This is a genomic window from Acidisphaera rubrifaciens HS-AP3 (assembly GCF_000964365.1).
Classification (GTDB): domain Bacteria; phylum Pseudomonadota; class Alphaproteobacteria; order Acetobacterales; family Acetobacteraceae; genus Acidisphaera; species Acidisphaera rubrifaciens.
On record NZ_BANB01000283.1, the window covers coordinates 1 to 10908 of the forward strand.

Sequence of the window (10908 nt, forward strand, 5' to 3'; positions counted from 1 at the left end):
AGCGCCGCGCCGGCGTCGTCCACCGCCCGCGCGATCCACGCCTCGGCCTGCGCGCCACGCGCCCCGGCATCGCCCTGCGGCGCGTATTGCGCCACCGCGACGCGCGACCGACGCCCCGGCGGCAGTGGCCGATGGCCGTACAGGCCGAAGAAGTCGCGCGGATTCCACGCGAACGTATTGATCAGCAGGTCCGCGTACAGCTCCGGCCGGCGCGGCGGCACCTCCGCCGCGCGACGCTGCGCGGCCACGCGATCCGGGTCGATCTGCGCCAGCGCGATGCCGTCGCCGCGATCGACCACCGCCTCGATCGTCGCGTCGGGCGCGATGATGCAGCTGCCGCCGCTGAACTGCACCGTCCGCTCGAGGCCCCACCGATTCGCCTCGATGACGTAGCAGCCGTTCTCGTATGCGCGGCTGATCCAGTACGGCGCGGGCGTGCGTTCGGCGAGCCAGTTGCTGATGTGGCAGATCACCTCCGCCCCGCCGAGCGCGGCGAGCCGGGCCGTCTCGATGAAATGGATATCCATGCAGATCAGCAGCGCGATCGGGCCGAGCGGCGTCGCGAACACCTGATGACCGCGATCGCCCGGTGCGGCCCATTTCGGCTCGGAGATATACGGATGCGTCTTGCGATGCACCCCGACCACGCCGCCCGGGCCGATCAGCACCGCGCTGTTGTAGTAAAGGTCGGTCGCCGGATCGACCTCCGGCATGCCGATGACGATGTGGACGTCGCGCGCCCGCGCGATCGCGGCGAAATGCTCCGTCGTCGGTCCCGGCACCGGTTCGACGAAGGGGGCAACCTCGTCGCGGTCGAACCAGCAATAGCCGGTCGTACCCATCTCGGGGGTCACGATCAGCCTCGCGCCGCGCGCCGCCGCGTCCTCGATCAGCCGGGTCAGACCGGCGATGTTGGCCGGCTTGTCGAACTGCCGCGGCTCGAACTGCACCGCTGCCGCCAGATAGCGCTCGCCCAACCGTCCCTCCGTCAGATCGCGAGATAGCCGGCGAGCAGCGCGGAATCCTGCACCTGCGCGCCATCCAGCGTCGCCGCGATTGCGCCCTTGTCGAGCACATAGGCGCGCTGCGCCACCCGCTGCATCAGCTCCAGGTTCTGCTCGACGATCAGCACCGACAGCCCCGTCGTGCGGTTGAGCGTGCGCAGCGCCTCGCCGATCTCCTGCACGATGCTCGGCTGCACGCCGTCGCTCGGCTCATCGAGCAGCAGCACCGCCGGTCCCGCGATCAGCGCGCGCCCGATCGCCAGCATCTCCTGCTGGCCGCCGCTCAACGTGCCCGCCACTTGCCGCGCCCGCTCGCGCAGCACGGGGAACGTCGCGTACACCATGTCAAAATCGAGCTTTCTGCGCCCGCCGCCGACATACATGCCGCTGCGGAGATTCTCCTGCACGGTCATCGCCGGGAATACCTGCCGGCCCTGCGGGACATAGCCGAGACCGCGCCGCGCCCGCTCCTCGGCCGGCAGCCGCGTGAGCGCCGTGCCGTCGAGCATGATCTCGCCCCGCCGCGCCGGCAGCAGGCCGATGATCGTCTGCATCAGCGTGCTCTTGCCGGCGCCGTTGCGCCCGACCACGCCCACGATCTCGCCACGGTCGAGCCGCACGGTCACGTCGCGCAGCACGTCGCCCGTCGCATAGCCGCTCCACAGTCCGGATGCCGACAGGCTCATGCCGCGGCCTCGTGGACATGCCCGAGATAGATGCGCCGCACGTCGTCGCGCGCCGTCACCTCGGCAAAGCTGCCCTCGGCGAACACCGCGCCCTGATGCAGCACCGTCACCGTCTGCGCCACCTGCCGGACAAAGGCGATGTCGTGCTCCACCACCGCGATCGCGAGCCCGTCGGCGGCGAGCGCCGTCAACACCTCCGCCGTGCGCGCCGTCTCGGCCGGCGACATGCCCGCCGTCGGCTCGTCGAGCAGCAGCAGCAGCGGTCCGCGCCGCAACGCCATGCATATCTCCAGCCATTGCAGCTCATGATGCGGCAGCGCCGATGCCGGGCGTTCGAGCTGCGCCGCCAGCCCGAACGACGCCAGCGCCGTCTGGAAATGCACGTCGTCCCCCGCCGCGCCGCCGCGCCGCGCCGTCTCGAGATTCTCCGCCACCGTCATGGCGTGAAAGGCGCGGTTGGTCTGGAACGTCAGCCCGATGCCGAGGCGCACGCGCTGGAACGGCTTGAGCCGGGTGATATCGCGCCCGTCGAAGACGATGCGGCCCGCATCCGGCCGCTGGATGCCGCACAACAGCGAGAAGAACGTCGACTTCCCCGCGCCGTTCGGCCCGATGACGCAGCGCAGCTCCCCGCGTCGCAGCGCGAAGTCGATCGACTGCGCCGCCACCACGCCGCCGAAGCGCTTGCACAGCCCCTCGGCCCGCAACAGCGCATCCCCGTCGCTCATCGCCGCCGCCGCCACGTGCGCCGCGCCAGCGTCACGACGATGCCCTCCGGGGCGAACATCATCACCGCGACGAGCAGCGCGCCGATGATCACCAGCGCATACTGGTTGCCGGCCGACGACAGAACGTAGCTGAGCTGATTGAGCAGAAAGGTGCAGATCGCGACCGCCAGCAGGCTGTCGCGCCCGCCGACCGCGACCCACACCACCGGCAGCGCCGCCTGCTGCAGCCCGGTCACCGACGGCGTGATGTAGTTGCCCCACTGCACGTACAGCAGCCCCGACACCCCGGCCAGCGTCGCCGCGAGGACGAAGGCGCGCAACTGCTCGCGGCGCACGTCGTAGCCGAGCAGTTCGGTGCGCAGCGTATCCTCGCGGATCGCCATCAGCACCTGCCCGCGATGCGCGTTCACCCAGGCGCGCAGGCCGATATAGCACAGCACGACGACACCGACCGTCAGGTAGTAGAACGCATAATCCTGGAACGTCAGCGTCCCGACCTGCAGCGCCGGGATGCCGGTCATGCCGTTGTAGCCGCCGAGCGGCACCTGCCCCACCGTCCACATCGACCCGGCCGTCAGGCCGAGGAACGTGCTCAGCAACAGCGCCAGCACGAGCGTGAGGATCGGCACGATCCACGCCGCGACCCGCGCATAGAAGATGAAATAGCCGAACACCGCCGCCAGCGCGGCCGATGCGCCGAGGCCGGAGACGACCCCGAGCCACGTGCCCCACGGCGCGTCCGGCAGGTTGCCCGCGACGATGCCGTACACGTATCCGGCGACCGCGAAGAAGGCGACCTGCCCGAAGCTCAGCACGCCCCCATAACCCCAAAGCAGGCTGAGGCCGAGCGCCATCGGGATGTTGAGCAGGTAATACGCGACGTTGGTCGCCTGAAACGCCGTCGCCCAGTGCGGATAGACCAAAAAGCTCGCCAGCCCCGCCGCCAGCACCGCCCATGCGCCCGGCGTGCGCCCGATGTCGTGCGGCCCGTTGAGCAGGCGCGCGAGACCGGAGCCGCGCGGCGCGGCGCGGCTGGCCGCGGCGACGCTCATCGTGCCGCCGCTAGCGAGCGACGGGTGAAATAGCGCCCGATCGACGACACGCCGCCCGGCAGCAGGCGGATCACCACCAGCGCCGTCAGCAGCAGTGCCAGCGTGCCGGAGAACGTGCCGAACAGGAACGCGACCGGCGTCTGCACCAGCGACAGCAGCCCGCTGCTGCCCAGCGCCCCGCCGATCACGCTCGCCCCGCCGCCCACCACCACGGTAATGAATGCCGGCGCCACGAATTGCTGCCCCATGAACGGCGCGATCGACGTGGTCGGGGCCAGCAGCGCCCCGCTCAGCCCGGCCAGCGCCGCGCCCAGCGCGAACGTCGCCATGTAGATGCGATCGACCCGTATGCCGAGCGCGCGCGCCATGCGCGCATTCTGCATCGCGGCGCGCGCCTGCAGTCCGAAGCGGGTGGCGCGATAGACGAAGGCGAGCGCCGCCAGCAGCACGCCGCACAGCACGATCAGGAACAGCCAGTAGACCGAGAACGAATAGTCGCCCAGCGCGACCGCCCCGCCGGGGATCGCGATCGGCGGCATGAAGGGTCCGAACAGCAGCAGCGCGCCCTGGCCGAGAATGAGGCTGATGCCCCAGGTCACGACCAGGGCACCCAGCTCGCGCCCGTAGAACCGGCGGACGATCAGCCGCTCGATCACCACGCCGAACAGCCCCACCGCCACCGCCGCGATCAGCACGGCGAGCGGGAACGGCACGCCCCGCTGCACCGACGCCGTCGCGGCATAGGCACCCAGCATCATGAACTCGCCATGCGCCAGGTTGATGATGTTCATCATGCCAAGGATGACGATCAGCCCGAGCGCGCTCAGCAGCAGGAACGCCGCGTTGGTGCCGAACTGATACAACAGGCTGACCGCCTCGGGCATCGTCGCTGCCTTGTCCTTACTTGAACATCTTGAAGAAAGGATCGTCGTCCGGCGTGTACTGCTTCTTCTCCGGCGTGCGTGCAAGGTTCACGCCCAGGCGTTGCAGCCACCACGGCTCGATCGACGGCCATTCGCGCACGAAGCTGATCTCGTGCTTCGCGTTGGCGACCGCGAGGCGGATGTAATGCGTCGCGTGATGCGTCGCGGGCTCGAGGAACACGCTTCCCTCCGGCGCCTCGATGGTCCAGCCCGCCTCCAGCGTGCGCCGCACCTTCTCCTGATCCGTCGTGCCGGCCAGCCGCGCCGCCTTGGCGTACAGGTGGATGCTGAAATACGTGTTCTGCGCCATCTGACCCAGATACGGGTCATTGGGGAACATCTTGTAGAAACGCTGCACGAAATCCTGATTCCGCTTGGTCGGAATCTCCTGCATGTAGTTCACGGCGTTGTGCATGTTGGCGAGCGACGGCGGCTTGAACCGCTTGTGCTCATAGCCCTGCGCCATGTTGATCGTCGACGCCATCGGCAGATGCAGCCCGGCGGCCGCCGCCTGCGGGTAGTAGTTGGACTGGTTCTGCCCCACCAGCAGCGTCATCACCCAGTCCGGCTTGGCCTGCTGCACGCGCGCGATGACGGAGCTGAACTCCGACACCTCCAGCGGCGGGAACTCCTCGCCGATCACCTTCGCCTTCAGCACCGGCGCGAAGGAACGCACCCACGACGCCGTCAGCTGGCCGAAATTATAGTTGGCGGCGATGGTGAAGATCTTCGGGCCGAACTTCTCCACCATGTACTGCATCACCGGGATGACCTGCTGCTCGCAGACCGCGCCGGTGCAGAACGTGTGGCTGTCGGCGACGCCGCCCTCGTACTGGTTGGTGTAGAAATACAGCTGCTTGCGCTGATCGACGATCGGGCGGATCGCCTCGCGCTCGGCGGAAGCGAAGCCGGCCACCAGCACGTCCACCTGATCCTGCTGGATCATTCGCCGCGCCAGCTGCTGCCACAGCGTGTTGTTCGATTGGCCGTCGGCGGAGACGAGATTGACCGGACGGCCGAGCAGGCCCTTTTCGCCCGACTTCACCAGGATTTCCTGGTCGTCGGACACCACGATCCCCTTCTGCGACGGCGTGCCGCCCGCGTCGATGACGTCGAGCTTGGACCCCGACGCCGTCAACAGCGGTGCCTTCGGCGCATACATCCCGTCGCTGCCGAGGCCGCCCATGCCGACCGGGCCGCCGGCGAGCGTGTAGCCGTCGTTGATCTCCTGCACCGCGAGCTGCGCCGCATGCAGCTTCTGCACGCCATAGATCGACAGATTGCCGGACTCATCCTCGATGAAACCCACCTTCACCGGCGTCTCGGACGCGGCGCGCACGATCGCGGGCCGCGCGAGCACCGCACCCGCCGTGGCGAGCCCCGCGACCAGCACGTCGCGCCGGCGCGGACCGGTCGCGGCAGCCTCCGCGGCATCCGGCGCCGCGGCGTCCTTGGACGGTGTGGGCGTATCCATCGGCGGTCTCCTTCGATGATGGCGCGCGAGCGCTCCGCGGGGGCGGCGCGGCGCGCGCATGATAGGGACGAAGTTCAGCAAGGGACATCGGCGCGCAGGCGTTCGGACCAGCATGCCGGCAAAACAAGCGTATGCCCGCATCGCTGCCCAAACGGCGGCCACACTGTCCATCCGGCCCGCACCATTGCGGGCCCCGCGCCCCGGAAGGGTGCAGGCTTTCAGTCAACATGCCGCGCAGGTGTCCGGACAGGAGCCCCGGCGCGGCCTCAGCGACACTGGTTCGCAAGCCCCATGCCATGCCCGGGCCTGTTGTCCGAACAAACCGGCACGGCCGCAGGCTAGCGTGCGGCGCTGTCGGACTCCAGGGCCTCAATGTCCAGGCGCGCGGCACCGAGGCGTTCGGCCTCGGCAGGCTCGATCCCGTGCAGCACGCGCGCCGACGCGCCGCCGACCAGGCGCAGATGCGCCCGCATCGCCGCGGCGGCGCCGTCGGCGTCGCCGACCAGGATCGCCGCCACCACCTGCGCGTGCTCGGCAAACGACGCGACAAGCCGCCCCGGCACCTGAAACTGCGCCCGCCGGAACGGCGCCACCCGCCGGCGCATCGCGCGCGCGAGATCGAGGATCTCGCCGTTGTGGCAACCCTCATAGACCTGCTCGTGAAACACGCGGTTGAACGCGTCATAGCCGCGATAATCGCCCGCCTCGACCAGATCGACCGAGCCCTCGTGCAGGCGACGCAGCGAGTCGCGCTCGCGCGCGCCCATCCGCAGCGCGGCCAGACGCGAGGCGCACGCCTCCAACTCGGCCATCGCCTCGAACATCTGTTGCAGCCGGCTGCGCGAGATCGTCGTCACCACGACGCCCCGGTTCGGCCGCTTCTGCACCAGCCCCGTCGCCGCGAGGTAATTCAGCGCCTCGCGCACCGGCGTGCGCGACACGCCGAACCGTTCGGCCAGCCCCGCCTCCTCCAGCCGCACGCCCGGCAGCAGCGCCCCCTCCATGATCTCCTGCGACAGCCGCTGCCCCAGTTCCTCGACAAGCGAGACACGCGCGGGCGGGCCGTCCGCGCTCGGCGCCGGCGCGGGCGGATCGATAGCCGGGATGGTCGTCGTGCTTCCCATGCGCTCCCTGTGTCGAAGGCCTCGCGCGTCGCGGGCCCCTTTGCGTCGCGCCCCGGCGACACGACGGGGGCGGCGCCCGGACAAGCGGCGACCGGACTCGGCCGGCCGCCGCCGTCTCTGTGTGCCCTATGGCCGCCGCATCCGCCAATCGACCGCGGAGGGCACCTTAATCCTTGCACATTGCATGCAATCGAGCATACAAAATTGCATGCAATCGGCGACATAGATCGCCGGGCCTCGGGATGGACCGCAGACACAGGGTTGATCGCCGCACGCGCCGCTGATGGCGTGCAGGCGACCATGTGCAAGCCGTCCGCTCCGGGAGCCGCCCATGCCCCTCGCCGCCGCACCGCCCCCGCCTCGACCGTCCGCAGCGGGGGGCCGGCCATGACGATCGAAGTCGCCGCCGCCCCGTATGCGTTCGACCTCGACGTGGCGCACGCCGCCCTCCTCATCATCGACATGCAGCGCGACTTCCTCGAGCCCGGCGGCTTCGGCGCGGCGCTCGGCAACGACGTCGCCCTGCTGCGCGCCGCCATCGCGCCCACCGCCGCCGTCCTCGCGGCCTCCCGCGCGGCCGGCATGCTGGTGATCCACACGCGCGAGGGCCACCGCCCCGACCTCTCCGACCTGCCGCCGGCCAAGCGCCGGCGGGGCCGCTTCCCGGTCACCATCGGGGACGAGGGACCGATGGGCCGCATCCTGGTGCAGGGCGAACCCGGCCACGACATCATCCCCGACCTCGCCCCCGTCGCGGGCGAGCCGGTGATCGACAAGCCGGGCAAGGGCGCGTTCTGGGCCACCTCGCTCGGCGCCATCCTCGCCAACCGCGCGATCAACCAGCTCATCGTCTGCGGCGTCACCACCGAGGTCTGCGTCAACACCACGGTGCGCGAGGCGAACGACCGCGGCTTCGACTGCCTGGTGCTGAGCGACTGCACCGGCAGCTACTTCCCCGACTTTCACACGCAGGCGCTGCGCATGATCACCGCCCAGGGCGGCATCTTCGGCTGGGTCGGCGCCTCCGCCGACCTGCTGCGCGCGCTCGCCTCCAGCCGGGAGGGCTGACCGATGTCCGTCTCCTACGCCCCCGCCCGCCCGCGCCTCTGGGTCGCCGGCGACTGGAACGCCTTCTTCGGCTTCGGCACCAACATCCTCGTCAACGTGCTGGTGCTGACCGGCCTGCTGCGCTTCGTGCTCGGCATGCCGGCCTCGCTCGTATTCGGCCGCATCCTGCCCGCGACCGGGCTGATGCTGTGCCTGTCCACCGTCTACTACGCATGGCTCGGCTGGCGGCTGGCGAAGCGGACGGGACGGAGCGACGTCTGCGCCCTGCCGTCGGGCATCAGCGTGCCGCACATGTTCGTCGTCACCTTCGTGGTGATGCTGCCGATCCTGCACGCGACCAAGGACCCGATTCAGGCCTGGGAAGCCGGGCTCACCTGGGTGTTCGTGCAAAGCTTCGTGCTGATGGCGGGCGGCTTCGTCGCGCCCTGGATACGCCGCATCACCCCGCGCGCCGCCCTGCTCGGGTCGCTGGCCGGCATCTCGATCACCTTCATCTCCATGAGCCCGGCGGCACAGATGTTCGCCACGCCCGCGATCGGCGTGACCTGCTTCGCCATCATCCTGGTGAGCTGGTTCGGCGGCGTGCGCTATCCGGGCGGCGTGCCCGGCGGCCTGGTCGCGATCGCCGCCGGCACGGTGATCGCGTGGGGCTCATCGGCGCTCGGCCTTTCCTATGGCGGGCTCGGCCTCGGCAAGCTCGCGGCCTCGGTCGCGGATTTCGGCTTCTCCGTCCCGCTGCCGGCGATCGGCCACGTCTTCCACGGCTTTCAATATCTCGGTGTCATCCTCGTCACCGCGATCCCGTTCGGCATCTATGACCTCGTGGAGGCGATGGACAACGTCGAGAGCGCGGCCGCGGGCGGCGACAGCTTCCCGACAACGCAGGTGCTGACGGCGGACGGGATCATCAGCCTCATCGGCTGCCTGATGGGCAACCCGTTCATCAACGCGGTCTATATCGGCCACCCGGGCTGGAAGGCGATGGGCGGACGGATCGGCTACTCCGCCGCGACCGGCATCCTGGTGCTGCTGCTAACGTGGTTCGGCATCATCTCGCTGCTGATGGCGCTGGTGCCCGTTGTCGCGATCCTGCCGATCCTGCTCTATATCGGCATGCTGATCGGCGCGCAGGCGTTCCAGGAATCGCCGCACCGCCACGCGCCGGCGATCATCCTCGCGCTGGTTCCGCAGATCGCCGCCTGGGGCAAGACGCTGGTCGACAACGCGCTCGGCGCCGCCGGCACCAACGCCGCGGCGGTGGGCGTGGACAAGCTAGGGCAGGTCGGCGTGCTGTATCGCGGGCTGGAGGCGCTGGGCAGCGGCGCGACCCTGGCCGGCGTCGTGCTCGGTTCGATCACGGTGATGATCATCGACCGCAAGCTGGAACGCGCCGCCGCCTTTGCCGCCGTGGGCGCGCTCCTCACGTTCTTCGGCTTCATCCACGGCGAGGCGATCGGGATCGACCGCTCGCCGGTGATCGCGCTCAGCTACCTCGTGGTCGCCGGCATCCTGCTCGCCTGCGCCCGCGGCGCGCAGGCGCATCCGGCGGCCGAACCCGCCGGCCACGCCGCGACCGCGGACTGAGAGGGGCGCCCCCTCACCACACCACGCAACGCGGCGGATGCACCCCGCCGTACGGACCCACCCACCCTGGCCGGCACGCGCAGCCGGCCAGGGCGCAGGCCGCCAGCAGCCCCAGCGCCGCGCGGCGGAACAATGCGCGCGCCCTCATCGCGGCGCCACGCCCGGCTGCGTGCGCAGATTGTGCTTGTCGGCATAGATGGCGCCGGAGGCCGCGTTCTCCCGCCGGTTGAGGTTGCGGTATTCTTGCGGCGTCAGGTGGCCGCCATGCGCGGCGAGATCCGCCCGGCGGCTCGCATTGATGCGCTGCTCGCGGCCCTCCAGCCGGCGCGCCTCCCCCGCCGTGATCTGGCCGCTCGCGACGCCCTGCCCGATGCGACGCTGCTGGTTTGCCTCGCGATTGCGCACTTCCTGGGCCTGCGCCTGCCCCGCCGCCAATGCGGCCAGTGCCGCCAACAGTACCGTCCGTCGATTCATGCCCGTCTCCGATTCCCGACCGGTTCGCTGGCAGGCGCTATAGCCGACGGGCGGTAAACTGCCAGTCACGCGCGATGTCGGAGGGTAACAATCCGGCCTCAGGCGAACAGGCTCTGGCTCGCATGCGCGATTCCCACCAGGTCGATGCGCGTGCCGTCCGCCAGATGCAGCAGCGAGCCGCCATGCCCGTCGGAGGTCTGCGTCGCGATCGCCGTCGCCGCCGCGCCCGCCGCATAGCCGATCAGGTCCACCGTATCGACCGACGCCGCGTAGTTGCTCAGCGTCTCCAGCCCGCCCGCACCGCCGTCGGTCAGGACCAGCTGCGTCGGGCCGCTGCCCGCCTTCACGTCCACCGACCCGCGCCCGGCATGGATGACCGACTGCCCGCCGCCACCGCTGAAACTCAGGCTGGGGTCGCCAAGCGCCCACACCAGCGTCGTCCCGAGGCCGGCGCTCACCGTATCCGCGCCGCCACCGCCATAGACGATCGTCGTGCCGTCGCCGCCCGCGACGCTGCCGCCCGCGCGCGGCGTCTGCACGAACACCATGCCGGTCGAGCCGTCGGCATTGAGCGTGCGCAGCCCCGGCTGCACCGTCACACCGACGCCGTCGATCATGCCGCCGCCGCCGTTGAGGTTCAGATAGGTCGGCCCCGGCAGCGCCACCGCGTCGATCGTCGTCGCCCCCGTCGCTCCCGGCCCGACCTGCGTGCGCCCCGGCGCGGCCGCCGCGAGGCGCGCGAACTCCGGCGTGTAGACCAGCGGCGGCGGCGCGGCCGTCGTCGGACCGCC

General features: G+C 70.4%; 10 protein-coding genes and 1 pseudogene. 2 read left to right on the forward strand and 9 right to left on the reverse strand.

Features of this window, described 5'->3' with window-relative positions:
• The 7 genes from B8460_RS09420 to B8460_RS09450 all read right to left on the reverse strand — a co-directional run.
• Window positions 1-977 (reverse strand): nitrilase-related carbon-nitrogen hydrolase (locus B8460_RS09420; protein WP_048861339.1); only part of this gene is annotated, 977 nt, incomplete at its 3' end.
• 11 nt (window positions 978-988) lie between these two features.
• Entirely contained in the window at window positions 989-1690 is a 702-nt protein-coding gene (locus B8460_RS09425; protein WP_048861340.1) for an ABC transporter ATP-binding protein, read from the reverse strand.
• Window positions 1687-2418: an ABC transporter ATP-binding protein gene (locus B8460_RS09430; protein ID WP_048861348.1), complete on the reverse strand. Its 732-nt coding sequence runs from the start codon at window positions 2416-2418 to the stop codon at window positions 1687-1689. The genes B8460_RS09425 and B8460_RS09430 overlap by 4 nt, the downstream gene beginning before the upstream one ends.
• The gene (locus tag B8460_RS09435) at window positions 2415-3470 is read right to left on the reverse strand and encodes a branched-chain amino acid ABC transporter permease (protein WP_048861341.1); all 1056 of its coding nucleotides are present in this window, start codon (window positions 3468-3470) and stop codon (window positions 2415-2417) included. The genes B8460_RS09430 and B8460_RS09435 overlap by 4 nt, the downstream gene beginning before the upstream one ends.
• Window positions 3467-4354, reverse strand: coding sequence for an ABC transporter permease subunit (locus B8460_RS09440; protein WP_048861342.1), 888 nt, complete (start codon window positions 4352-4354; stop codon window positions 3467-3469). Before B8460_RS09440 ends, B8460_RS09435 begins: the two co-directional genes overlap by 4 nt.
• A gap of 16 nt (window positions 4355-4370) precedes the next feature.
• Window positions 4371-5867: an ABC transporter substrate-binding protein gene (locus B8460_RS09445; RefSeq protein ID WP_048861343.1), complete on the reverse strand. Its 1497-nt coding sequence runs from the start codon at window positions 5865-5867 to the stop codon at window positions 4371-4373.
• 338 nt (window positions 5868-6205) lie between these two features.
• Window positions 6206-6991 carry a GntR family transcriptional regulator gene (locus B8460_RS09450; protein ID WP_084623429.1) on the reverse strand — a complete coding sequence of 262 codons (786 nt, stop codon included), beginning with the start codon at window positions 6989-6991 and terminating at the stop codon, window positions 6206-6208.
• 387 nt (window positions 6992-7378) lie between these two features.
• Between B8460_RS09450 and B8460_RS09455 the strand changes: the two genes are divergently transcribed.
• Together B8460_RS09455 and B8460_RS09460 are read left to right on the forward strand one after the other, a co-directional pair.
• Entirely contained in the window at window positions 7379-8059 is a 681-nt protein-coding gene (locus B8460_RS09455; RefSeq protein ID WP_048861344.1) for a cysteine hydrolase family protein, read from the forward strand.
• Window positions 8060-8062: 3 nt separating this feature from the next.
• Complete coding sequence (locus B8460_RS09460; RefSeq protein WP_048861345.1) at window positions 8063-9643, forward strand: hypothetical protein; 1581 nt, start codon at window positions 8063-8065, stop codon at window positions 9641-9643.
• Window positions 9644-9787: 144 nt separating this feature from the next.
• Here B8460_RS09460 and B8460_RS09465 read toward each other — a convergent pair whose 3' ends face one another.
• Window positions 9788-10117: a hypothetical protein gene (locus B8460_RS09465; protein WP_148360483.1), complete on the reverse strand. Its 330-nt coding sequence runs from the start codon at window positions 10115-10117 to the stop codon at window positions 9788-9790.
• A 98-nt stretch (window positions 10118-10215) separates the two neighbouring features.
• Window positions 10216-10908 (reverse strand): annotated as a pseudogene (locus B8460_RS21815) (hypothetical protein); the annotation flags it as partial.

Bases quoted from the DNA above. Each gene is read 5' to 3' on its own strand.
- B8460_RS09435 (WP_048861341.1), bottom strand. From the start codon at position 3,470: ATGAGCGTCGCCGCGGCCAGCCGCGCCGCGCCGCGCGGCTCCGGTCTC.
- B8460_RS09425 (WP_048861340.1), bottom strand. From the start codon at position 1,690: ATGAGCCTGTCGGCATCCGGACTGTGGAGCGGCTATGCGACGGGCGAC.
- B8460_RS09450 (WP_084623429.1), bottom strand. From the start codon at position 6,991: ATGGGAAGCACGACGACCATCCCGGCTATCGATCCGCCCGCGCCGGCG.
- B8460_RS09440 (WP_048861342.1), bottom strand. From the start codon at position 4,354: ATGCCCGAGGCGGTCAGCCTGTTGTATCAGTTCGGCACCAACGCGGCG.
- B8460_RS09455 (WP_048861344.1), top strand. From the start codon at position 7,379: ATGACGATCGAAGTCGCCGCCGCCCCGTATGCGTTCGACCTCGACGTG.
- B8460_RS09430 (WP_048861348.1), bottom strand. From the start codon at position 2,418: ATGAGCGACGGGGATGCGCTGTTGCGGGCCGAGGGGCTGTGCAAGCGC.
- B8460_RS09445 (WP_048861343.1), bottom strand. From the start codon at position 5,867: ATGGATACGCCCACACCGTCCAAGGACGCCGCGGCGCCGGATGCCGCG.
- B8460_RS09465 (WP_148360483.1), bottom strand. From the start codon at position 10,117: ATGAATCGACGGACGGTACTGTTGGCGGCACTGGCCGCATTGGCGGCG.
- B8460_RS09460 (WP_048861345.1), top strand. From the start codon at position 8,063: ATGTCCGTCTCCTACGCCCCCGCCCGCCCGCGCCTCTGGGTCGCCGGC.